Origin of the sequence: Microbulbifer bruguierae, assembly GCF_029869925.1 — a bacterium.
Lineage (GTDB): Bacteria > Pseudomonadota > Gammaproteobacteria > Pseudomonadales > Cellvibrionaceae > Microbulbifer > Microbulbifer bruguierae.
In genome coordinates this window covers 2,624,232-2,646,203 of record NZ_CP118605.1, presented here as the reverse complement: position 1 = coordinate 2,646,203, position 21,972 = coordinate 2,624,232, and the positions used below count along the sequence as shown (strand labels likewise).

General features: G+C 59.7%; 23 protein-coding genes. 21 read left to right on the top strand and 2 right to left on the bottom strand.

Annotation, left to right across the window (positions count from 1 at the left end; genetic code table 11):
* Positions 1–2: 2 nt before the first annotated feature.
* A complete protein-coding gene (locus PVT68_RS11000; protein WP_280318002.1) occupies positions 3–425 on the bottom strand; it encodes a hypothetical protein in 423 nt (140 codons plus the stop codon).
* 196 nt (positions 426–621) lie between these two features.
* On the opposite strand from PVT68_RS11000, the gene polA reads away from it, so the two are divergent.
* From polA to PVT68_RS10985, 3 genes are all read left to right on the top strand, one after another.
* Positions 622–3,390 (top strand): DNA polymerase I, encoded by a 2,769-nt coding sequence (gene polA / locus PVT68_RS10995; RefSeq protein ID WP_280318000.1) that lies wholly within the window; start codon positions 622–624, stop codon positions 3,388–3,390.
* A 914-nt stretch (positions 3,391–4,304) separates the two neighbouring features.
* Positions 4,305–4,772 carry a hypothetical protein gene (locus PVT68_RS10990; RefSeq protein WP_280317998.1) on the top strand — a complete coding sequence of 156 codons (468 nt, stop codon included), beginning with the start codon at positions 4,305–4,307 and terminating at the stop codon, positions 4,770–4,772.
* Positions 4,773–4,839: 67 nt separating this feature from the next.
* A complete protein-coding gene (locus PVT68_RS10985; protein WP_280317996.1) occupies positions 4,840–5,019 on the top strand; it encodes a hypothetical protein in 180 nt (59 codons plus the stop codon).
* On the opposite strand, the gene yihA is transcribed toward PVT68_RS10985, so the two are convergent.
* On the bottom strand, positions 5,013–5,684 hold the full coding sequence (yihA, locus tag PVT68_RS10980) for a ribosome biogenesis GTP-binding protein YihA/YsxC (protein ID WP_280317994.1): 672 nt from the start codon (positions 5,682–5,684) through the stop codon (positions 5,013–5,015). The genes PVT68_RS10985 and yihA overlap by 7 nt on opposite strands.
* A gap of 136 nt (positions 5,685–5,820) precedes the next feature.
* On the opposite strand from yihA, the gene PVT68_RS10975 reads away from it, so the two are divergent.
* The 18 genes from PVT68_RS10975 to PVT68_RS10890 all read left to right on the top strand — a co-directional run bounded on the left by PVT68_RS10975 (position 5,821) and on the right by PVT68_RS10890 (position 21,971).
* On the top strand, positions 5,821–6,471 hold the full coding sequence (locus tag PVT68_RS10975; protein WP_280317992.1) for a c-type cytochrome: 651 nt from the start codon (positions 5,821–5,823) through the stop codon (positions 6,469–6,471).
* 183 nt (positions 6,472–6,654) lie between these two features.
* Positions 6,655–7,332 carry a thiol:disulfide interchange protein DsbA/DsbL gene (locus PVT68_RS10970; protein WP_280317990.1) on the top strand — a complete coding sequence of 226 codons (678 nt, stop codon included), beginning with the start codon at positions 6,655–6,657 and terminating at the stop codon, positions 7,330–7,332.
* Between the two features lie 141 nt (positions 7,333–7,473).
* The gene (locus tag PVT68_RS10965) at positions 7,474–8,691 is read left to right on the top strand and encodes a hypothetical protein (protein ID WP_280317988.1); all 1,218 of its coding nucleotides are present in this window, start codon (positions 7,474–7,476) and stop codon (positions 8,689–8,691) included.
* A gap of 140 nt (positions 8,692–8,831) precedes the next feature.
* Positions 8,832–9,377 (top strand): hypothetical protein, encoded by a 546-nt coding sequence (locus tag PVT68_RS10960; protein ID WP_280317986.1) that lies wholly within the window; start codon positions 8,832–8,834, stop codon positions 9,375–9,377.
* 144 nt (positions 9,378–9,521) lie between these two features.
* Positions 9,522–10,415 (top strand): hypothetical protein, encoded by an 894-nt coding sequence (locus PVT68_RS10955; protein WP_280317985.1) that lies wholly within the window; start codon positions 9,522–9,524, stop codon positions 10,413–10,415.
* Between the two features lie 47 nt (positions 10,416–10,462).
* Entirely contained in the window at positions 10,463–10,873 is a 411-nt protein-coding gene (locus PVT68_RS10950) for an ACT domain-containing protein (protein ID WP_280317983.1), read from the top strand.
* Positions 10,874–10,934: 61 nt separating this feature from the next.
* A complete protein-coding gene (locus PVT68_RS10945) occupies positions 10,935–11,681 on the top strand; it encodes a hypothetical protein (protein ID WP_280317981.1) in 747 nt (248 codons plus the stop codon).
* 109 nt (positions 11,682–11,790) lie between these two features.
* The gene (locus tag PVT68_RS10940; RefSeq protein ID WP_280317979.1) at positions 11,791–13,467 is read left to right on the top strand and encodes a M28 family metallopeptidase; all 1,677 of its coding nucleotides are present in this window, start codon (positions 11,791–11,793) and stop codon (positions 13,465–13,467) included.
* Between the two features lie 306 nt (positions 13,468–13,773).
* Complete coding sequence (locus PVT68_RS10935) at positions 13,774–14,529, top strand: beta-ketoacyl synthase chain length factor (protein ID WP_280317977.1); 756 nt, start codon at positions 13,774–13,776, stop codon at positions 14,527–14,529.
* Positions 14,522–15,358, top strand: a complete 837-nt coding sequence (locus tag PVT68_RS10930) for a lysophospholipid acyltransferase family protein (RefSeq protein WP_280317975.1) — start codon at positions 14,522–14,524, stop codon at positions 15,356–15,358. Before PVT68_RS10935 ends, PVT68_RS10930 begins: the two co-directional genes overlap by 8 nt.
* Entirely contained in the window at positions 15,355–15,615 is a 261-nt protein-coding gene (locus PVT68_RS10925; protein WP_280317973.1) for a phosphopantetheine-binding protein, read from the top strand. The genes PVT68_RS10930 and PVT68_RS10925 overlap by 4 nt, the downstream gene beginning before the upstream one ends.
* 33 nt (positions 15,616–15,648) lie before the next feature.
* Positions 15,649–15,900, top strand: coding sequence for an acyl carrier protein (locus PVT68_RS10920; RefSeq protein WP_280317971.1), 252 nt, complete (start codon positions 15,649–15,651; stop codon positions 15,898–15,900).
* On the top strand, positions 15,900–16,481 hold the full coding sequence (locus tag PVT68_RS10915; RefSeq protein ID WP_280317969.1) for a COG4648 family protein: 582 nt from the start codon (positions 15,900–15,902) through the stop codon (positions 16,479–16,481). Before PVT68_RS10920 ends, PVT68_RS10915 begins: the two co-directional genes overlap by 1 nt.
* 15 nt (positions 16,482–16,496) lie before the next feature.
* Positions 16,497–18,281, top strand: coding sequence for an ApeI family dehydratase (locus PVT68_RS10910; RefSeq protein ID WP_280317966.1), 1,785 nt, complete (start codon positions 16,497–16,499; stop codon positions 18,279–18,281).
* On the top strand, positions 18,274–19,026 hold the full coding sequence (locus tag PVT68_RS10905) for a glycosyltransferase family 2 protein (RefSeq protein ID WP_280317964.1): 753 nt from the start codon (positions 18,274–18,276) through the stop codon (positions 19,024–19,026). Before PVT68_RS10910 ends, PVT68_RS10905 begins: the two co-directional genes overlap by 8 nt.
* The gene (locus PVT68_RS10900) at positions 19,023–19,949 is read left to right on the top strand and encodes an LpxL/LpxP family acyltransferase (protein ID WP_280317962.1); all 927 of its coding nucleotides are present in this window, start codon (positions 19,023–19,025) and stop codon (positions 19,947–19,949) included. The genes PVT68_RS10905 and PVT68_RS10900 overlap by 4 nt, the downstream gene beginning before the upstream one ends.
* Complete coding sequence (locus PVT68_RS10895) at positions 19,946–21,508, top strand: HAL/PAL/TAL family ammonia-lyase (RefSeq protein ID WP_280317959.1); 1,563 nt, start codon at positions 19,946–19,948, stop codon at positions 21,506–21,508. The genes PVT68_RS10900 and PVT68_RS10895 overlap by 4 nt, the downstream gene beginning before the upstream one ends.
* Entirely contained in the window at positions 21,498–21,971 is a 474-nt protein-coding gene (locus PVT68_RS10890) for an acyl-CoA thioesterase (RefSeq protein ID WP_407666091.1), read from the top strand. Before PVT68_RS10895 ends, PVT68_RS10890 begins: the two co-directional genes overlap by 11 nt.
* The last annotated feature ends 1 nt before the right edge of the window (position 21,972 follow it).

Below are 21,972 nucleotides of genomic sequence, written 5' to 3'. Positions count from 1 at the left end.
GATCAGGAGGGTTCCTGCGCCTGGGTCTCTTCCGCCAGCGTCTCCTCACTCTGGGACTCCAGTGGCGGTTCGCCGGATTCCTGCTTTAGTTCCAGAAGCGAATCCCCGCTCTCTTCGACCTGCTCTTGCTGCTGTGCCAGCGCATCAGCCGTCAGGCGCTCACCTTCCAGACGAAAGGTTTCCAGTTGTTGCAGCTGATCGTCGCGAGCAGCCTTTAACAGTTCCTGGCGTTGTTGTTGGCGCAACTGTTCAGCCAGTTGCTCGGGGTCGCTATCGGCGGCCTGCGTGGCCAGTGGCGCCGGATAGCCAATGACTTCCACATGCTCCATGGCTTGATTGTCGACAACACTGGTATCTTCCGTAGCCAGGGCGGCACTGGCTGCTGCGGCTCCCAGCAGCGCCGCGACCATCATGCGGGGTTTCATCGCGTTACCTCTTCGAAATTCCGTTGTTCCCATCACTTATCAAAGCCTAGAAGCCGACAGCGTGGCTGGGGTGACTGTGCGATGACTGGCGTCGAGCTGACGACGGGATGAATGCCTGCGAGCGAAATAATGCGATCGCGGTTATCCTGTCGCCCTGCAAACGAATTTCCCCATATCCGACATCTCCCGATTTTTTATGAGTGACAACAAGACCAATTCTGCGCCGTTGATCCTTGTGGACGGTTCTTCTTACCTCTACCGGGCTTTCCACGCCCTGCCACCGCTAGCGACAAGTAATGGCCAGCCCACCGGCGCGGTGCGCGGGGTTATTTCCATGCTGCGCAAACACCTGAAGGAGCACCCGGATAGTCCGGTGGTCGTGGTGTTTGACGCCAAGGGCAAAACCTTCCGTGACGAACTGTTTGAGGAGTACAAATCCCACCGCCCTCCGATGCCCGACGATCTGCGTGCGCAGATACAGCCGATCCACGACATCATTGATGCCATGGGGTTGCCGCGTCTGGTGATTGACGGCGTGGAAGCGGACGACGTGATCGGCACCCTGGCGCTACAGGGCGCAGAGCAGGGCATGGAAGTGATCATCTCCACTGGCGACAAGGACATGGCCCAGCTCGTGCGGCCGGGGGTGACCCTGGTAAACACCATGTCCAACACGGTGATGGATGTGGACGGGGTAAAAGACAAATTCGGTGTGGGTCCTGAACTGATCATCGACTTCCTCGCGCTGATGGGCGACAAGGTGGACAACATCCCCGGTGTTCCCGGCGTGGGAGAAAAGACGGCGTTGGCGCTACTGCAGGGGCTGGGCAGCCTGAAAGAGATTTATGCCAACCTCGATGGGATTGCGCCACTGGGCTTCCGCGGTTCGAAAACCCTGGCCAAGAAAATGGCAGAGCACAAAGACGCGGCAGATATGTCCTATGTGCTCGCCACCATCAAGACCGACGTGGATATGGACTATCAGCCACAGACCTTGGTCAACAGTGCTCCGGATACCGATAAACTGCGCGAGTTATTTACTGAACTGGAATTCCGCAGCTGGGTGGAAGAGCTGGCCGGGAAAGGTGATGGCGAGGGTGATCGAGAGGGCGATGCCGAGTCTGCCGCCGAGGCCATGACCGTCGAGCGCAACTACAGCATTATTCTCGACGAGAAAGAGCTGGATCTTTGGCTGGATAAACTAAAACAAGCCGACCTCTTCGCTTTCGATACCGAAACCACCAGCCTCAACTATATGCAGGCCAAACTGGTGGGCGTGAGTTTTGCGGTGGAAGCCGGCGAAGCCGCCTACCTGCCTCTGGCTCACGACTATATGGGCGCACCGGCACAGGTCGATTTTGACCAGGCGCTGGCGAAACTGAAGCCGCTGCTCGAAGACGAAAGCTGTAAAAAGGTCGGCCAGAACCTCAAGTACGACAGCCACATCCTGGCCAACTACGATATCGAGCTGCGTGGTATCGCGTGGGACACCATGCTCGAATCCTACGTGCTGAACAGCACCGGGAGTCGTCACGATATGGACACCTTGGCGCTGAAATATCTCGGCGAAACCACGATCAAGTTCGAGGATATTGCCGGCAAGGGCGCCAAGCAGCTTACCTTCAACCAGATCGAACTGGACAAGGCCGGCCCTTACGCAGCAGAAGATGCCGACATCACCCTGCGCCTGCACCGCGAGCTGAGTGGCCGCCTCGCTAAAGAGCCGAGCCTGGAAAAAGTCCTCGATGACATCGAAATGCCACTGGTGCCGGTACTCACCCGCATCGAGCGTAACGGGGCCTATATCGACGCGGCCATGCTGGGCAAGCAATCCGGCGAGCTGGAGCTGAAAATGCGCGAGCTGGAGCAGCAGGCCTACGACGAGGCGGGGGAGGAATTCAATCTCGGCTCCACCAAACAACTGGGCACGATTCTGTTTGAGAAGCTGCAAATTCCGGTGATCAAGAAAACCCCGAAAGGGGCACCTTCCACTGCGGAGCCGGTGCTGCAGGAACTGGCCCTGACCCACAAGCTGCCGGCGTTGATCATGCAGTACCGGGGTATGGCCAAGCTGAAAAACACCTACACCGATAAACTGCCGCTGATGATTGATCCGGCCACAGGCCGGGTGCACACCTCCTACCACCAGGCGGTGGCGGCCACCGGGCGACTCTCATCCTCCGACCCGAATCTGCAGAATATTCCGATCCGCACTGAAGAGGGGCGCCGCATCCGCCAGGCGTTTGTGGCTGATCCGAGAATCAATGGTGGCAGCGTCATTGTGGCCGCGGACTATTCCCAGATCGAGCTGCGTATCATGGCCCACCTGTCCGGCGACAAGGGCCTGCTGGACGCCTTTGCCGAGGGGGCGGACATTCACCGTGCGACCGCAGCGGAAGTCTTCGATGTAGCGGCGGATGAGGTCACCGACGAGCAACGCCGCCGCGCCAAGGCGATCAATTTCGGCCTGATTTACGGCATGAGCGCTTTCGGTCTCGCGAAGCAGCTGGATATCCCGCGTGCCGACGCACAGACCTATATCGATCGCTACTTTGAGCGCTACCCCGGTGTGCTGGCGTATATGGAAAACACCCGCAAGCAGGCCGCGGACAAAGGATATGTGGAAACCCTGTTCGGCCGTCGCCTGTACCTGCCGGAAATCAATTCCCGCAACGGCATGCAGCGTCAGGCCGCGGAGCGCACCGCCATCAATGCGCCGATGCAAGGTACTGCGGCAGACATCATCAAGCGTGCGATGATTGCGGTGGATGCCTGGTTGCGGACGGAGAGGCTCAAGACCCGGCTGATCATGCAGGTGCACGATGAACTGGTGCTGGAGGTACCGGCGGATGAGCGTGAACTGGTCGTGCAGCGTATTCCCGAGCTGATGCAGGCCGCGGCAGAACTGGATGTGCCGCTGATTGCCGAACTGGGGGAGGGGGCTAACTGGGATGAGGCGCACTGAGTGATGACTTATTGATATTGTCATCCCGGGCTCGCCCCGGGATCCACAAACAACGGTGTGTGGAGTCGTGTCGGTTGCGTATGGCCTCACAAAGAATTTGCGAAAACTTTAAAAATTTTCGCAGCGGACGGAACTACCCAATCAAGGGCCCCTCTAACTAAACAAGATCGTTGGATTTCAACATCATCCCCAAAGCTTAGTCAGAAGCCCCTCGCCCCGAGATACCCCCATCGGGGCTTTTTTTTGACCAAAATTTCCCAGCGTTGCTTCCAGACAGCGCGCTAGCGAATCGGAGTTGTACTGCGAGCGATGTGGCAAGCAATGGTATTGCCCGTATGGAAAACATACTGATTGGTTGTTTGTTGTTCGGTCGAAAGGGGGGTTGTAAGAATGTTTGGAATAAAGTCTCAGAAATAGAATTTTTTACCCGCAAGTTTGGATGACGTGGGATACAGTTTTGATATCCAAAGCCGCGAAATAAAGTGGGGAACCATCGCGGCTCAGCTTAGTCTTTGTACTGTGGAAAGCGCATTGGATGCAGTGGAATTTGGGTGAGAACCCAAGAGCGTGCCCGTCCCCCTGGGCACGTTCCCCTAAGTGCCCATCCCCAAGGGCACTGACCCCTGGCCGGCAGCTGCAATCTGCCGGCTTTTTTTTGCCCGATGTTCCTGTCTGGTGCACCCGGCTTTCGTCTCTATTCGCCTTTAATTGTGCCCCTGTTTCATATCTGCCTCCGAATAGCACGTCGACCGATCGTGATATCCGCGGCCTATTTTCAGTTTAGTCGAATTCTGGCGGCGCAATTCACCTTCGGCATCAGAAACCATGCGCCTACAATTGCAAATGATAATTCTTCGCATTAGCATGGGTTCAATGTTGCCATATGCGCAGTTGCGCTGATTTCGGGAGTCCCTGTGAATTTACGTTTTCTTTGTGCTAATCACCGCCAGTGGCTGATGAGTGACATCCGCCGCGCGGAACAGGCGTGGCTTGAATGGACCGAGCGCGGTGCGCTGCTGTGTGAGGAGGGGGATTATCCGCAGGCTATCCCGCTTCTCGGGTGTGCGTTCGAGCTATCGGATTTTCTGCTGAGTGCCAGGGAGCCAGGCTATACGGTGGCCGCGCGGCGTTTTACCGACGGTGCACGAATGCTTATCGAAGCGTACCGGCAGTGGGGGGAGACTGGTCATGCCAAGCATGTCCTGGTGTTGGCGAGTTCCCGCCTGGCGCGGGAACTGGAAGACAGGGCAAATCACCAGTTCACTACCGGTTGTATTCGTATGCTTTACAGCGTCGAGGTTAGTGTGGCGGATACCTGGCAGGGCCAGGTCATCCGTAGTGAACCGGGTAGCATGAGCCAGAAGGTGCCGATGCTACATTAACCGAAGATATGTCAGGCACAGGTCGAGTATCGGGTCAGCCTGGAAAATCTACCCAGCGGGTCGACTCATGTCATCCACAGACCACTATGTGAAAATTCAGATCAGTCAGCAGGTCCTGACCAACCTGATTGCCGGGCGTCATTTGACCGCCGAGCAACTGCGGGGGCTGAGCCCCTATACCCGGCGGCTGTTGCGGCGAATTCTGCTCGACAGCCTCAACGTGGAGGCGACCAGTGGCGGTCACTGATCTTCTTCAGGGGCAATCTCGTCAGGGGGCATTTCACCCTCACTCGGTAGTGTCAGCCACTGATTCAGACGCTGCTCCAGTTTTTCCAGCCCCTTGCGCTTGGGGGCAGAAAACAACTGGACGGTGACGCCGCGATCCAATTCCAGCTCCTTGAGCGCTTTTTCCACCGCAAAACGGGCATTGTTGGCCGGGCCGTTCTTCAGCTTATCGGCTTTGGTCAGCAGTACATGGGCAGGCAGCCCGGAAGTCACCGCCCAGCTCAGCATTTGCAGGTCGAATTCCTTCAGTGGCTGGCGAATATCCATCAGCAACACCAGTCCTTTCAGGCAGCGGCGTTGCTCCAGGTAAAACGCCAGGTGCCGCTGCCATTCGTCCTTCATCGACCGCGCTACCTTGGCATAGCCGTAGCCGGGCAGGTCCACCAGGCGCTGCTGTTCGCCCAGGCTGAAGAAGTTGATCAGCTGGGTGCGACCTGGAGTCTTGGACGTCCTTGCCAGTTTGCCGTTGTCGGTGAGGGCATTAATGGCACTGGATTTGCCGGCATTGGAGCGCCCGGCAAAAGCCACTTCAGCGCCGGAATCCTCCGGACACTCCGCTAAAGTGGGCGCGCTGACGAGATATTGCGCGCGGCGAAAGTTGATTCGTTCTACATTGGGTTCAGACATGATCCTTCCCGGTACACTCAGATGGCGCGCAAGTATATAATGCCGCGGTTTTATCGTCGCTGATGGCTGCCGGGCGTAAGGTTGCTGCCAGCAACGAGTACCGGATGCAAAATTTCAGCGCGCAACAGGACGACGTATGAACAGCATTATAAAGAAAGCCACTCTGGCTTTGGGGATGGTGGCATTTGCCCAGTTCGGGCACGCTGCCGGTGATGCCAGTGCAGGGCAAGCCAAAGCCGCAGCCTGCGCAGCCTGTCACGGCGCCGATGGCAATAGTCCGGCACCGACCTTTCCGAAAATTGCCGGGTTGGGTGAAAAGTACCTGCTCAAACAGATTCACGACATCAAAAGCGGTGCTCGCCAGGTGCCGGAAATGATCGGCCAGCTCGACAATATGAGCGATCAGGACATGGCGGACATCGCCGCCTATTTCGCCTCGCAGAACATCCAGCTCGCGGGCTCCGAAGCTTTCTCGGTGATGCTGAACAACGGTGACAACGTGGATGGCCTGGCGCTGGGACGCAAGGTCTTCCGTGCTGGCAATGGCGCGACGGGCGTGCCTGCCTGTATGGGTTGCCACTCACCAACCGGTCAGGGTAACGCACCTGCGGGCTATCCGAGACTTTCCGGTCAGTACGCGGAGTATGTGGAGAAGCAGCTCAAGGCCTTCCGCTCCGGCACCCGCGCCAACGACGGTGATACCCGGATAATGCGTACTGTCGCCCAGCAGCTGTCCGATGCCGAAATCAAGGCCGTAGCCAACTATGTAGCGGGTCTCACCGAGTAATTGGCACCCCCTGCCGCACAAAAAGCCGGTCGTTGACCGGCTTTTTCGTTTGTGACCGTGGCGCCGGGTTGCACCCGGCGCGGGGAACTTGAATAATTTGCGCGGTCTATATTCAGCCTGGCGTCAGTTGGCGGGACCTACTCTGACACCGGAACCCAGAATAACTGTTTGGAGTACAACCCTATGAGAGCCGTCGTCGCACTATTTACCCTGCTGCTGAGCCTGACAGCCTGCGCGCAGGAGGCCCCGGCTACGTTCAAAGCTGGCGAACATTACGAAGTACTGCCTCAGGCGGTAGTCCAGGATGATGACAGCAAGATCGAAGTCACCGAACTGTTCTGGTACGGCTGCGGCCACTGTTACCATTTCGAGGCGCCGCTCAAAAAGTGGCAGAAGACCATGCCTGCGGACGTGGCCCTGAAAAAAATTCCGGCCATCTGGCAGCCGGTAATGGAAGTGCATGCGCGTATGTACTATGTGGCTGACGCACTGGGTGCGCTGGACAAGGTGCATGATCCCATCTTTGGTGCCATTGCCCAGCAGCGCAAAATGTTCGCCGATCGCGACGGTAGCGAGTGGAAGGCGGACCAGGCTTCCATTGCTGCGCTGTTCAGCGCCAATGGCGCGGATGGCGAAAAAGCGGCCAAGCTGCTGAATTCCTTTGCCATCAACAGCAAGGTCAAGCAGGGGCAGGCCAAGCAGCGCGCATACAAGCTGAGCGGCACGCCGGAAATGGTGGTCGCTGGCAAATACCGCGTCAGCACCTCTCTGCCGGGGCTGAAGGGCAAGTCCAATGGCCAGCAGCTGATGCTGGAGGTGGTGGACTTCCTGATCGAAAAAGAGCGCGCGGATAAAGGTTGATCTCTGTCCCGCTCGAAAAAACCCCGCAACTGCGGGGTTTTTTTGTATCTGCGCCAGGGATTGCGGCGTTTGTCGAAGGGTATTGGCGCAGCCTGTTGCTAGGCTAAACAGGGGTATTGCAAAAAAATCCGCCAGCACCGTATGTCCAGACCGCGCCTGATCATCCTCCTGCTCACCGCTCTGCTGTTGTCAGGGCCCGCGGTTCTGTGGGCGCAGTCCAGCGCTGAGGCGGACAACTACCGGGAAATTGGCGCCAAGGCCATCAACCTGCTTTCCTACGTGGCCAGCGACTACCCGGATGCGGTCAGAGACGGTGTGGTCCGCGATCCCGGCCTTTATCGCCAGCTACAGCGCAACGTAGCCACGGCGGGGGAGCTGTTGCAGCAATTGCCAGAGCGGCCGGGCAGGGCGCAACTGGCTGATCGACTGCAGGAGCTGGCGGCCGCCATCCGCGACAAGCGGCATGCGGATCAGGTGCGTCGCAGCGCCAATACCGCCGCCGACCGCCTGGCGGCGCTCTATCAGGTGCCGCGGGCACCGACGGAAAAACTGCCCTCCGGAGAGACCGCCGTCGCGTTGTACCAGGACCGCTGCAGCCAGTGCCACGGTGTGCAGGGCGCGGCGCCGCGCTCGGAACGCCGGCTGGATGATCCCGCGCGCATGGCCGGTTTCAGCCTTTACGATTTCTACAATGCCCTGGAGCCCAGCAGAGATGACGCGCACGACCGGGATGTGGATGGCGACCTGAGCAGCCGCGAGCGCTGGGCGCTGGCGGTGCTGGTGGCCGGGTTTTCGGCGCCCGCGGTGGCGCCCAATACTGCGCTTGCAGAGAAATACCCCGCGCTGGTGGGACTGCCGGGGGTGGCCATAGTACGTCCCGGTATGCTGCCGGAAGAGGCCCGCGAAGCGCTGTTGTGGTGGCGGGCCCACCCGCAGCATACCGCCCACCTGCAGCACCCTCTGGCGCGTGCCGCCGGCTTGCTGTTTACCGCGCAGACGGCCTATCGGGGTGGTGACGACGCCGGAGCCTACCACCAGTTGATACTGGCCCTGCGGGAAGGTTTTGTTCCCGCCCGTGCCGCACTGCAGCAGCGCAACCCGGCGCTGGCGGCACAGTTGCAGCAGCAGTGGGACGAATTGCGCCAGGCTATTCTCGATCAGGCCCCCAGCAACGAAGTGATCGAAAAATTCCAGCGCCTGCAGACCAATGTGGTGCGCGCCCGGGAGCAATTGCAACCAACCGCCGGACGCGCGATTTATGTGTGGGCCGGTTTGCTGTTTGCCGTCGCACTTGGGCTTGGCGTGCTGCTCTGGTATCGCCTGCGCAAGCGCCATGTGGCTGGCCGCAGCGACCGGTAGGCGCTAACACGTATTGTGGCGTGGCGCCATTTCAAAGAATTTTGTCGCATCCGCTGCCACTGTTGAGATTTACGACTAGGCTTTTAATTAGACGGTTCAAATAACCGCCAGTCGTAGAATCCAACAGAGAAGTGTGCCGCATGAAGTTGTTGCGTCAGTTGTCCTTCCGTCCCGTTCTACTGTCCCTGCTGCAGGCCTACGTCCTGGTGCTGGCAGTATTTTTTCTCCTCCCCGCGCTCGCATCCGCCCAGGAGCAAACCTCAGATCAGGCGATCGCCCATCGGTGGGCCGGTAACTGGCTGGTGGTAGGGCAGGGTGACGAACAGCTGGTGTGGCAGCTCAAGGCCGATGGCACCGGGTTTGCCCACGGTTTTCGGGCGGATGGCCAGCTTACCCACGGATTTGCTATTTCCTGGCGTATCGAGGGCGACACGGTGCGTATCCGCACTGGCGGTACCCTGCACTGCAACAGCGGTATGGTGTATGCGCAATTTACTGGTTGGAGCCCCGTAACCCTAGACTTCAACGTGATAGATGGTCGTCACTGGCGCCAGCACAATGGCGGCATTCTGGCTTTCCAGCGCCGCCTGCCAAATTGGCAAACCCCCAACCACGGTGCCGAGTGCCCCAACCTTTACCGGGGGGAACGCAAAGAATCCCAGCAGACGGCCTCTGCGGATAACTGAGCAACGACCACCGCAGTGAGAGATTTCCCTGTGACTTCAGGTGCGGATCTTCTCTTGGTAGGGCGTCGTTGGTGGAGCCAGGATTGGCGTAGCGGCGGCGCAGTAACTGAGTTTCTTCAGGGACGAATAAAGCGGAGATCGGCTGTGACCCAGCAACGCTTTATTCCAGTGCGAACACATCGTCTGTTACTGGTGGCCATAGGCTGTATGGTACTGATGGTAAACGTTGCACTGGGTGCCCAGAGCGAAGACCGCACCGCTGACAGCGCGGACGCGGAAAATAGTGATTCTTCTGCGGCAGGCGAGCGGCAACCGGATCTGCAGTACCCGGGCTGGCACGTGAAGTCCCGCCTGGGACCCGACCAGTGGGTGGGTAGCTGGCTGATTTCCCGCGACGGCGAAGCACAGCACGTGTGGAGTCTCAACCGGGATGGTACCGGGCGTTCCTATGCATTCACGCAGCACGGCGACAAAATGCAATTCGCCTACGGCTACGATATCCGCTGGTATTTCGACCCATTCACCCAGATGGCCAACATAAAGACCGAACGCCGTATCGTGTGCCGGGGCGGTCGCATGTATCCCTACTTTCTCACCCTCAAATCCTACGAAAGTGACTACGCGGTAAAAGGCAAATATGCGTGGCAGACCACCTGGACCGAAGCCAGTATTGGCCGCAACTATCTGCACAAATCCCTGGTGGTTTTTCTCGCACCGCTATCCGCCTGGCACAACCCGAAAAAGGACGAGCCCTGCCCGCAGTTCCCGCGTATGGACATCGAAAAGGATATCGATACCGCACTGGACAAATGGGATGCGGAAGCGGCACGGGACGAGCAGCTGGTAGACACCAGCCCGGCGGAGGGCGAGCCCGAGTTTGTAGGTGAAGAATTTGGGCCGGCGGCGAAAGGGGCCGGCACTGCCGCGAGCAGTACCGCTCAAGGCAAGTTGCCAAAACAGCGCAAGGGCAGTGCCAAGGCGCGGGTGAAAGATCGCTCCGCAGCTGCGGCCAAACCCAAAAAGCGCCGGGCCAACTGAGTTTCCGGAATCGAGTTTCACGGCTTTCTGCGATCGGGAGTGGTTTCATGAACGCACAGGTAAAAATCGATCGGCTTCTGCAGTGCCTGACACCGCTGCTCAACCGCGAGCAGCTGGCGATGTGTCTGCTGGACGAGAGGCAACTGCAGGCCCGACTGCAGGACTGCCTGTGTATCTTCCGCGAGCCGGAGGGAATCTGTGCGCTGCTGCCGCGGGAGATTGCAGACCGCGAACAATTCACCCGGGTGGGCGACTTTCGCCAGATAACCCTGCAGGTTTCTGCCAGCCTGCTGGTGCCCGGGTTCACCGCGAGAATCGTTTGTGAGCTGGCGGATGCGGGGATTCACAGCAATGTGATATCCGCGCGTTGCCACGAACATATTCTGGTCAGCGAGCGCGACGCGCAACTGGCCATGCAGGTGTTACACGGTATCAGCAATCGCCTGCAGTACAGCTGAAGCCGGTCCATCCCGGTGATACAGACGGCAGGGATCGCCATCCGGGAGCGTCCTGCCCACCATGCATATCGAATATCCAGCACCCCAGCCCCACGGCCGCATCCGCCAGCTACTGCCGGATTTTTTTGTGGTACGCGGGACCGCCAGGATTGCACCGGGGGTGGTGGTCAACCGCAACATGGGCATAGTGCGCAGTGGTGAAGACCTGTTGCTGGTCAATCCGGTGCGCCTTTGCCCCGCAGGGGAGGAGCGGTTGTGCGACCTCGGGCGTGTTCGTCAGGCGGTGCGGTTGGGTTACTACCACGGCTGTGACGACCTCTACTATCGCGATCGCTTCAATGTATTCTTCTGGCGCCAGGAGCATTCAAACCACTACCCGGTGCCACCGGCAGACCAGTTTCTGGTCGACGGCGGCACCTGCCCGGTTAGCGGCGGCCGGGTGTTTGAATTCAGTAACAGCCGGGTGCCGGAAGCGGCGCTGCTGGTGCCCCAGGCCGGCGGCCTGCTGCTTACCTGTGACGCGCTGCAATACTGGCGCGACTGGACCGGGTGCAGCTGGGCGGGAAAGTGGCTGCTGCGCTTTGGCGGCGTGCATCGCGGTATGCAGGTGGTGCAAAGCTGGCGCAGTCGCGCCACCCCGGGCGACGAGAACAGCCAGCGCTGGCTTGCCGCGGACTTCCAGCGCCTGTTGAATCTGCCGTTTTTCCACCTGTTGGCCGCGCACGGTGACTTCTGTGCCGACAATGCCCATGAACTCACAGAGCGGGCCGTATCCGGCAGCTTTCTGCTGCCAGCGCCACGCCCCTGACCACCACCAATTGCCGGTTTCCCCGGGACCGATCGTGATAAGCTCGTCGCCGATCTCACCTGAGGTTTCAGGTCTGGATGCTTGAACCGAATTTTTGACGAGCCCGCCGATGAAAATAACCCAACTGGCCCTGGCCGGCGCACTCTGCGCCCTGTTGACCGCCTGTAGTGGCGGCTACGGGCGTTTGCCGATCCCCGCGGCTGACGGCGAAAAGATGCGCCGCGACGTCGAATTTCTTGCGGCCGACGCACTGCAGGGACGCCGCACCGGTAGCCGTGGCTATCGCGAGGCCGCGGAGTATGTGGCCTCCCGTTTCGCTGCGCTGGGGCTGGAACCGGTAACCGGTGACGATTACCTGCAGCCGGTGCCGTTTCGCGAGGCCCTCTGGCAGAATCATCAGGCGACCATGATGCTGCACGGCCGCGACGGTGATATCACCTTCGAACTGGGGTCGGACTTTATCGCCTCCCCGCCCACCATTGCCGAGGACACCGCGGTGTCCGCCGGACTGGTGTTCGTTGGCTATGGAATCCAGGCGCCAGAGTTTGGTCTCGACGATTACGCGGGTCTCGATGTTCGCGGCAAAATCGTGGTGGTGCTGGATGGACGCCCACAGCGACTGCCAAGTGAAGTGGGTGCTCACTACGCTTCGTCGCGCAGCAAGCGTGACACCGCGGTGCGCCACGGTGCAGTCGGTTACATTGCCCTGAATACCCCTGCGCGGGAAGCCCGCCGACCTTTCGCCCGTTCCGCCGAACATGTTGCCGATCCCGGCTTTGACTGGTTGCGCGCGGACCGCACACCCGGCAATGGTGAGCCCCGCATGCACCCGGGGGTGTTGCTGGGTATGCCCGCCGCCAAGCAGCTGTTTATGGGGGCGTCGCGCAGCCTCGATACCATTTTTACCGAGATCGAAAATGGTGTGGTGCCGACCGGGTTTCCGCTACCGTATACCGCTTCCCTGAGCAGCGGTGCCGAGCACCGGGACATCGTCAGCCCCAATGTGGTGGGCCTGCTGCCGGGGAGTGATCCCAAGCTGAAGCACGAGTACGTGATTTTCTCCGCACACCTGGACCACGTGGGGATAAGTCCGCAGGCAGGGGGCCAGCTAGCCGACGGTATCGATCGCGAAGTTATCCACGATGTTATCAACAACGGCGCCCAGGACAACGCTGCGGGTATTGCGGTGATGCTGGAAGTGGCGCGTCTGTTCGTCGAGTCCGGCCGTGCGCCGCGGCGCTCGATCCTGTTTGTGGCGGTGGCCGCGGAGGAAGAGGGCCTGCTGGGCTCGGACTATTTCGCCCAGCACCCGCCGGTACCGCCGCGGGCGATGGTAGCGAATATCAACCTGGATATGCCGATGCTGTTGTATCCGTTCCGGGATGTGATCGCGTTTGGCGCCGAACATTCCAGTCTGGGTGACACCGCGGCGCGCGCTGTCGAGCGCGCCGGCCTGAAACTGAGTCCGGACCCGATGCCGGAGCAGGTAATTTTCGTGCGCAGCGACCACTACAGTTTTGTGCGCCGGGGCGTGCCCGCGATCTACCTGATCAGTGGCCGCGAAGCGCTCGACAGGAATATCGATGGCACCAACGCGCAGACCCAATTTCTTAAAACCCGCTATCACCGGCCTTCTGACCAGGCCGACGGGCAGGTGAACTATGTTGCGGCGCAGCAGTTTGCGGAAGTGAACTATGCGATTGCACGGGCGGTGAGCGACGACGATAAAAAACCGCGCTGGCACAAGGGAGACTTCTTCGGGGAGCTCTACAGCAATGAGCGGTGAACGGTACAAAAAAATGTGACCAACGGTGCGCTTATATTTCCGGAAAAGACCGAAATCGCGGTAGAGTCTGCAGTCGCGACCAATTGTCCGGAACCGGCATCGGGATCACAGTCGGAATTACTTCAAAATTGGTCTGTGCGGCTGGTAGAAATTGGTCAGTTTGTGTACCATTTCGGGCCGCGTTGGCGGCGGGGTAGGATTTTCCGCCAGTACGTTCAATATTTTGCTGCAGGCGCGTGGTAACCAGGGCTCGAACCGCCGCGTGCATTTATCAGAGGGGTGGGGCTCGTCTCCATTGAGTAGCCGGTGTCTGAATTCACGATTTCCGCATGGCGCGCCTGGGCGCCAGGCCTCAGCGATGCTGTCGATTGGCAGCGCTGGCGCGACGGCGAGCTGAATTTCGCCGATCAGGCCATTCCCGACATCAGCTTTCTGCCCGCGATGCAGCGCCGGCGCCTGAGCGCGCTGGCCAAAGCGGCGATGGCCACCGCGCATGCCTTGCTGGATGGGCGCGATATGCCCGTCCTCTGCTGTTCCGTTCACGGCGAAGCACAGCGCACCTATACCCTGTTGCAGGACGTGGCGGCGGGGGAGCCCCTTTCGCCCACGGCATTCGGCCTGTCGGTGCACAATGCCATCGTCGGCCAGCTATCCATCTCTCTCGGTATCCATTCCCCGGCGCTCGCGCTGGCGGGGGGAGATTTTCCCCTGCACAGCGGATTTATCGAGGCGGCCGCCATGCTCGCTGAAGGGGCACCGGAGATGCTGCTGCAATTTTACGAAGAGCCGCTGCCGGAACTTTATCTGCACAACACCGAAAGCCCGCAGCGCATCTGCGCCACAACTCTGCACCTGAGAGCCTCGAACAACCCGGGCGAAGGTCCTCGGGAAGGAGAGTATCGCGCTGAGTTGCGATATAACCCGGAGGCTAACGCCGCGGTGTCCGCGTTTGAGTGGGCGGAATATCAGTTGCCGCTGATTACTGCGCTGGTGGACGGTAGTGGCAGCTTGCCTCTGGGACAGGGCTGGGAATTGCTTATCGGAAGGAATAGTGATGCCTGATTTGGTGGATTCTACAGTAGCCGCTTCTACAGCCGATGGAATAACCGTGGCGGCGGCGCCCGCCGGCAAGCGCCGCGACCGCTATTGGCTGCGTCTGCTGGCAACCGCCACGGCGTTCAGTCTGTTTGGCGTGGGCGGACTGGTGCTGCGTTTTGTCCTGTTTCCCCCGTTGAAATTCCTTTACCGGGACCCGGCGCTGCGTCAGCGCAAAGCGCGGGATATGGTTCAGGGCGCGTTCAAAACCTTTATCGGTTTTATGCATATCACCGGAATATATACCTATCGTATGCACGGTGAGGAAAAGCTGCGCGAGCCGGGCCAGTTGGTGCTGGCCAATCACCCGTCGCTGATCGATGTGGTGTTCCTGATTTCGCGTATTCCCAACGCTAACTGTATCGTCAAGGCGAGTCTGTTCCGCAATCCGTTTATGCGCGGCGCGGTGACCACCGCAGGGTATATCCCCAATGATGACCCGGAAAAAATCATCGCCATGGCTGCCGCTTCCCTGGCGCGAGGCGAGAGTGTGGTGCTGTTTCCGGAAGGCACGCGCACGGTGCCGGGCAAAGAACTTCGTTTGCAGCGCGGTGCCGCCTATATGGCCCTGCGTGCCGGCGTGAGGCCGACCCTGGTCACCATCCGCTGCAACCCCCCGATGCTGATGAAAAATGTTCCCTGGTACAGTATCCCTGATTCCAGACCGCATTTTGAATTTGTGATTTCCAATGGTGAGCAGCTGATCCCGCTCGAGGATATGCAGGAAACGCCGCTTGCCGCGAGAAAAATTACCAACCAATTAAAAGTGTATTTCACTGAGGAGCGCGCGGCGTGAGCAATCTGGTAGAAGAGCTCAAGGTTCTGATTATCGATGTACTGAACCTTGAAGATGTAACTCCGGAAGATATCCAGGCAGAAGAGCCCCTGTTCGGCGAGGGCCTGGGTCTGGATTCCATTGATGCGCTGGAGCTCGGCCTGGCGTTGCAGAAGAAATACAATATCAGCATCGATGCGGAAAACGAAAACACCAAAACGCACTTTGCCAGCGTGAATAACCTGGCGAAATTTGTTGCGGAAAGCCAGAGCGCCTGATTTTTCAGACACTGGCCACAGAGAGAAAGAACGATGTTTGAAAACAGAGAAGCGATTTTTACTCAGCTGAAAGACATCCTGGTTGAGATGTTTGAAGTGGAGCCGGAAGATGTGCGCGAAGACGCCCATCTTTCCGATGATCTGGATATCGACAGTATCGATGCGGTAGACCTTATCGTGCGCCTGAAAGAACTCACCGGCAAAAAAATTGCCCCGGAAGAGTTCAAAAATGTGCGCACCGTAGGTGACGTAATGAGCGCGATTGAAAAGGTGGTGGCCGAGTAATGTCCCGGCTGGCGCAGGTCATTCTGGTACTGGTGGTTACCGCGTATCCGCTGGCGGTGTACTTCGGTATCCAGTACCTGTCCCTCGGCGCTCTGCTGGCCCTGCTGCTGGCGGTGGCGGGGCTGCGCCTGCTGCTGATATCGTCGGAAAAGCACAGCGTTGGCGGTCGCATTGGCGCCGGCGCTCTGGCGGCTATTCTCGCCGCGGTCGCCGCCACCAGCTGGTTGCGCGGCGACAGCCAGGGCCTGCTCTGGTACCCGGTCTTTTGCAACCTGTTGATGCTGGGAATTTTTGTCCACAGTCTGTTGTTCCAGTCGCAGACGGTCATTGAGCGGCTGGCGCGCCTGCGCGAACCAAACCTGCCGCCAAGCGGCATTGCCTATACACGCCGGGTAACCCAGGTGTGGTGCGGATTTTTTATTGCCAACGGCGCCATTGCCGCGGGCACTGCGGTAAATGGTGACCTGTCGTTGTGGACCCTGTACAACGGCCTGATTTCCTACCTGTTGATGGGCCTGCTGCTGGCCGGCGAATGGCTGCTGCGCAGCCGCGTCCGTCGCAGTACCGGTACCACGACCTGAATAGCGGTGCGCAACATGCAGTGGCAACAGTTATTCGGGCACACCGGCGACCAGGCACTTTTCTGTGTCGCCGCCGATGGCGGTGAAATATCTCTCGCCGAATTCAAGCGCGACCTCGCCCGCGCTCACGCCCTGGTAGAAAGGCAGCTGAACGAATTGCCGCGCACGGAATCCTTGCGCCGCACCGCGCTCTACTGCACGGATACCTACGAGTTCTGCGTGTGGCTGTTTGCCGGCCTCGCCGCAGACCTGCAGCTGGTCATTCCCGCCAATAACAAGCGGGCGACCCGCGAGGCGCTGGCAGATATCGACCTGTGGCTGGGGGAGTGGCCCGCTGGCAATGGTCGGCAACGGGCATTCCGGTTGTCGGCAGTTCACTCTGCTGGTGCCGGTGGCGAATTACCGCAACATTTTGCCGGAGAGCTGCAGTTGTTTACTTCCGGTAGCAGCGGCGAACCCCAGAGTATCCACAAACAGTTGCCGCAATTGATGGCAGAAATCGCCGCGCAGCAACAACAGTGGGGATCACTTGTCGCCGACTGTAGCGTGCTGGCGACGGTCAGCCACCAGCATATTTATGGGATGCTGTTCAGACTGCTGTGGCCCCTGAGCAGCGGGCGCGCGTTTGTCAGCAAGACCTACGTGGACGTCGCCGCGCTGTTGCGCGATGCACAAAACCTGGCTCCCGCCCTGTGGGTGGCGAGTCCCGCACAGCTGAGCCGCCGCAACGATGCCTGGCCCTGGCAGCAGGCGCGCTTCCTGAGCGCGATTTTCTCTTCCGGCGGCCCTCTTGCTGCGCAGGACGCCGCGGCTATCGCCGAGCTGGCCGGGCACTGGCCGTTGGAAATCTACGGCAGCACCGAAACCGGAGGTATCGGTTGGCGGCAGCAGCGGGACGGCAATAGCCTGTGGAGCCCACTGCAGGATGTCCAGGTCGGTGTTCAGGTCACTGCATCGACGGAAGAGCCGCCACTGTTGCAGGTGCAGTCACCCTGGATCGCAGAGGGGTTTGCCACCCAGGACCGGGTGCGGATGGTCGGCGAGCGGTTTGAGTTACTCGGGCGCGCGGACCAGATCGCGAAAATCGAGGAAAAGCGCATCTCCCTTACCCAGGTCGAGCGACTGCTGAGTGCGTCGCCACTGGTGACAACAGCCAGAGTTCTGGTGCTGCCCAAGGGCCCGCGGCGCAGTCGCGATCTGCTGGGTGCTTTGGTGGTGCCCAGCGACGAGGGGCGTGCGCAATTGAATATCTGTGGCAAGTCCGCGCTGGTGCGCCAGCTGCGCGCCATGCTCGCGCCGGATCTGGACGGGGTGGCGCTGCCCCGCTCCTGGCGCATGGTCGCCGCCATCCCGGTCAACCAACAGGGCAAGAGCCCCAGAGAGTTGCTGATGAACGTGTTTGAAACCGATTCCGAAACGGCATTTGCCACGCCTGCTTCGATGTTGCCGGAAGTGGACGCGACCGAGGTAGAAGCGGCTGTGGATAGCGCGCGCAAGAGTGCGAAAGTCTCCCTGCGTATACCGCGCAACCTGCCGTGTCTACCCGGCCATTTTGAAACCGCGCCGGTTGTACCCGGTGTGGTGCAGATCGACTGGGCAGTGCACTTTGGCAAAACATTGCTGCAGATTCCCGGCGAATTTGCCGGTATGGAAAATATCAAATTCAAACAGCTGCTGGTACCGGAAGAGCGGGCAGAGCTGGAGCTGACCTTCGACCCGGAAAAGCAGAAATTGCACTATCGCTTTTTCTGGGGAAGCGAAGAGTTCAGCAGTGGCAAGTTGAGTTTTCGCCATGGCTGATAGCACTGTGAAGCCCTGTTTTGTGATCCCTGTGTACAACCACGAGGGGGCCATCGCCGCCACCGTGGAATCTCTGCGGGAATTCGGCCTGCCCTGCGTACTGGTCGACGACGGTTGCGATGCGCCGTGCCGAGAGACGCTGCAGCGTATTGCTGACGCTGAGCCGGAGTGGGTTCACCTGCAGGTGCGCGAGCACAACGGCGGCAAGGGCGCCGCGGTAAAAACCGGTTTGCGCGCGGCGCTGGCACTGGGCTACAGCCACGGTATCCAGGTGGATGCCGACGGCCAGCACAATCCGCTGGATATCCCCCAGTTTATCCAGCACAGCGCGGCGAATCCCGGCGCGCTGGTATGTGGCTATCCGGTGTATGACCAGTCTGTGCCCATGGGCCGCTTTATCGCCCGCTACCTGACCCACGTGTGGGTTTGGATCAATTCCCGCTCGCTGGAAATCCGCGATTCCATGTGTGGTCTGCGCAGTTATCCGCTGGCGCGGACGGTGGCGCTGCTGGATGAGGAGTACACCGGCGACCGCATGGACTTCGACCCGGAGGTGCTGGTGCGCTGGCACTGGCGCCGCTACGGCCTGATCCAGTTGCCGGTAAAGGTGCGCTACCCGGTAGACGGGGTTTCCCACTTCCGCGGGCTGCAGGACAACTGGCTGATTTCCGCCATGCACACGCGGCTGTTTTTCGGTATGTTGTTGCGACTGTTTCGCCGGCCGCGCAAGCAGGTGGCGGCATGAGCGCGCTGCACTGGTCCCGCTACCGCGAGCAGGGGTTCTTCCTCGGGATCAAATTCCTGTTTCTGCTGCACCATCGACTTGGGCCGATTGCTTTCAAGATCGCCGTGTATCCGGTGGTGTTGTGCTATTTCCTGAAAAATGGCGCGGGCCGGCGATCGATTCGCGAGTACCTGGCATTGTTTGCCGAGCGCTATCCCGATAGTGGCATCCGCTCCGACTGGTTCACCGCATTTCGGGTATTTCTGAATTTTGCCGACAGCGCGCGGGAGAAGCTGGAAGCCTGGTTTGTGGGCATTCCCCGCAGCTGCATGAATTTTCCCAATCAGGCGTATCTGCACAGTCTGGGTGAACAGGGCCGTGGCGGTATCCTGATCGGTTCTCACCTCGGTAATCTGGAAGTGTGCCGGGCGCTGGGCAGTTTCCACTCCAGCATGAAGGTGAATGTGCTGGTACACACCAAGCATGCGAAAAAATTCAATCGCATGATGAAACTGCTCAACCCCAACAGCCAGTTGCGTCTGACCCAGGTTACGGAAATTTCCCCGGCACTGGCGATGCAGTTGTCGGAATCGGTGGAGCGTGGTGAGTTTGTCGTCATCGTGGGTGACCGCACACCGGTGGATTCTGTTGGGCGTACCGCTCTGGCGGATTTTCTCGGCCGCCCCGCGGCTTTTCCGCAGGGGCCGTATATTCTCGGTGCGCTGTTGCGCTGCCCGGTATATACCCTGTTTTGCCTGCGCAGTGATGCGGGCTACGACATTTATCTGGAAAAGCTCTGTGACAAAGTGGTGATGGAGCGGGGCAATCGCGAAGCCCATATTCGCGAACTGATCGCGACCTACGCAGCGCGCCTTGAACACTATTGCCACAAGGCGCCCCTGCAGTGGTACAACTTTTATCCTTTCTGGAATCAAGCCTTATGAACAGCGCAGTCATGCAGCGTACTCCGGTTGTGTTCGACGGCACTGCATTGAGTGTCGAGCAGATCAATGCCATAGCGCGCGGCAAAGCAGACGTGAAACTTTCCACCGACGAGCAGTTTATTGCGCGTATCGAAAAGGGCGTTCAGTTTCTCGACCAGCTGTGGCAGCAGGAAGGGGTCATTTACGGGGTAACCACCGGCTATGGGGATTCCTGCACGGTGAATATTCCCGGTGATCTGGTGGAAGAGTTGCCGCGGCATCTGTACACCTTCCACGGCTGTGGCCTCGGCGACGTGTTTTCCCTGGAGCAGAGTCGTGCCATCGTCGGTGCGCGTATGGCGAGCCTGGCCCGCGGCAGCTCCGGTGTGCGCTACGAGCTGTTGCAACAGCTGGAGTTGCTGCTGCAGAAAGACATTATTCCAGTGATTCCCCAGGAGGGCAGTGTCGGTGCCAGCGGCGACCTGACCCCGCTGTCCTACGTCGCGGCAGTTCTCGCTGGTGGGCGCAAGGTCTGGTATCGCGGTGAACAGTGCAATACCGCGGAAGTGTTTGCGGAGCTGCAAATAACCCCGCTGAAACTGCGCCCGAAAGAGGGCCTGGCGATCATGAACGGCACCGCCGCCATGACCGGGCTTGCCTGCCTGGCCTACAGCCGCGCGGAATACCTGTGCCAGTTGAGCGCGCGCATTACCGCGCTGATGAGTGTCGCCCTGCAGGGCAACGCCTACCACTTCGACAACGCGCTGTTTGCAGTAAAACCCCATCCGGGACAAAACCAGATTGCACGCTGGATCCACGACGATCTGAACGTGGGCGACGCGCCCCGTCAGTGCAGTCGCCTGCAGGACCGCTATTCCCTGCGCTGCGCGCCCCATGTCATCGGCGTGTTGCAGGACTCGCTGCCGTGGTTGCGTCAGTTTATCGAGAACGAACTGAATAGCGCCAACGACAATCCCATCATCGATGGCGAAAACGAGCAGGTGCTGCACGGTGGTCACTTCTACGGCGGCCACATCGCTTTCGCCATGGACAGCCTGAAAAATGCGGTGGCGAACCTCGCGGACCTGCTGGACCGGCAGATTGCGCAGCTCGCGGATATCAAATTCAACAACGGCCTGCCGGCCAACCTGACCGGCGCTACCGGTGTGCGCCGCCCGCTCAACCACGGTTTCAAGGCGGTGCAGATCGGCGCCAGTGCCTGGACCGCGGAAGCACTCAAGCAGACCATGCCGGCCAGCGTCTTCTCCCGATCCACCGAGTGCCACAACCAGGACAAGGTGAGCATGGGCACCATTGCCGCACGGGACTGTATGCGTGTATTGCAACTCACCGAGCAGGTAACCGCGGCCGCACTGCTGATGTCCTGGCAGGGAATACAGCTGCGCCTGCGCGCCAACGAAGTGAGTGAGGACAGCCTTTCCAGCGGTGTACACACCACCCTGCAACAGGTGGCGGCGTCGTTTGAATTCCTGGAGCAGGACCGCGAACTGGAGCAGGACCTGCGCCACTGCATCGGCCTGATCCAGCAGCGTCACTGGAGGCTGTACGGTGACCGCTAAACAGAATCTTCCCGCCCTGTGGCAGGCGGAAGTGGAACTGCAGGTGCCGTTCCACGACGTGGACATGATGGAAATCGCCTGGCATGGCCACTACGTCAAATATTTTGAAATCGCCCGCTGCGCCCTGCTGGACCAGCTGGATTACAACTATCGCCAGATGCGCGATTCCGGTTACGCCTGGCCGGTGATCGACCTGCACGTGCGCTACGTCAAACCCCTGCGCTTCGGTCAATGGGTCAGGGTGCGCGCGCAGATTGCGGAGTATGAAAACCGCCTCAAGGTCAGCTATCAGGTATTCGACCGCGATAGCGGTGAGCGCCTTACCAAGGGGCACACCATGCAGGTGGCGGTGGACATGGGCAGTGGTGAAATGCTGTTTGCGTCGCCGACAATTTTGCTGCAAAAGCTGGGCATCGACACCGCTTCTGCTCCGACCGCGCAGACTGCGGAGCCAGTTGCATGAC

Excerpts from the sequence above, each read along its gene's own strand:
- PVT68_RS11000 (WP_280318002.1), bottom strand. The coding sequence starts at position 425 with ATGAAACCCCGCATGATGGTCGCGGCGCTGCTGGGAGCCGCAGCAGCC.
- polA (WP_280318000.1), top strand. The coding sequence starts at position 622 with ATGAGTGACAACAAGACCAATTCTGCGCCGTTGATCCTTGTGGACGGT.
- PVT68_RS10985 (WP_280317996.1), top strand. The coding sequence starts at position 4,840 with ATGTCATCCACAGACCACTATGTGAAAATTCAGATCAGTCAGCAGGTC.
- yihA (WP_280317994.1), bottom strand. The coding sequence starts at position 5,684 with ATGTCTGAACCCAATGTAGAACGAATCAACTTTCGCCGCGCGCAATAT.
- PVT68_RS10975 (WP_280317992.1), top strand. The coding sequence starts at position 5,821 with ATGAACAGCATTATAAAGAAAGCCACTCTGGCTTTGGGGATGGTGGCA.
- PVT68_RS10970 (WP_280317990.1), top strand. The coding sequence starts at position 6,655 with ATGAGAGCCGTCGTCGCACTATTTACCCTGCTGCTGAGCCTGACAGCC.
- PVT68_RS10965 (WP_280317988.1), top strand. The coding sequence starts at position 7,474 with ATGTCCAGACCGCGCCTGATCATCCTCCTGCTCACCGCTCTGCTGTTG.
- PVT68_RS10960 (WP_280317986.1), top strand. The coding sequence starts at position 8,832 with ATGAAGTTGTTGCGTCAGTTGTCCTTCCGTCCCGTTCTACTGTCCCTG.
- PVT68_RS10950 (WP_280317983.1), top strand. The coding sequence starts at position 10,463 with ATGAACGCACAGGTAAAAATCGATCGGCTTCTGCAGTGCCTGACACCG.
- PVT68_RS10945 (WP_280317981.1), top strand. The coding sequence starts at position 10,935 with ATGCATATCGAATATCCAGCACCCCAGCCCCACGGCCGCATCCGCCAG.
- PVT68_RS10940 (WP_280317979.1), top strand. The coding sequence starts at position 11,791 with ATGAAAATAACCCAACTGGCCCTGGCCGGCGCACTCTGCGCCCTGTTG.
- PVT68_RS10930 (WP_280317975.1), top strand. The coding sequence starts at position 14,522 with ATGCCTGATTTGGTGGATTCTACAGTAGCCGCTTCTACAGCCGATGGA.
- PVT68_RS10920 (WP_280317971.1), top strand. The coding sequence starts at position 15,649 with ATGTTTGAAAACAGAGAAGCGATTTTTACTCAGCTGAAAGACATCCTG.
- PVT68_RS10915 (WP_280317969.1), top strand. The coding sequence starts at position 15,900 with ATGTCCCGGCTGGCGCAGGTCATTCTGGTACTGGTGGTTACCGCGTAT.
- PVT68_RS10910 (WP_280317966.1), top strand. The coding sequence starts at position 16,497 with ATGCAGTGGCAACAGTTATTCGGGCACACCGGCGACCAGGCACTTTTC.
- PVT68_RS10905 (WP_280317964.1), top strand. The coding sequence starts at position 18,274 with ATGGCTGATAGCACTGTGAAGCCCTGTTTTGTGATCCCTGTGTACAAC.
- PVT68_RS10900 (WP_280317962.1), top strand. The coding sequence starts at position 19,023 with ATGAGCGCGCTGCACTGGTCCCGCTACCGCGAGCAGGGGTTCTTCCTC.
- PVT68_RS10895 (WP_280317959.1), top strand. The coding sequence starts at position 19,946 with ATGAACAGCGCAGTCATGCAGCGTACTCCGGTTGTGTTCGACGGCACT.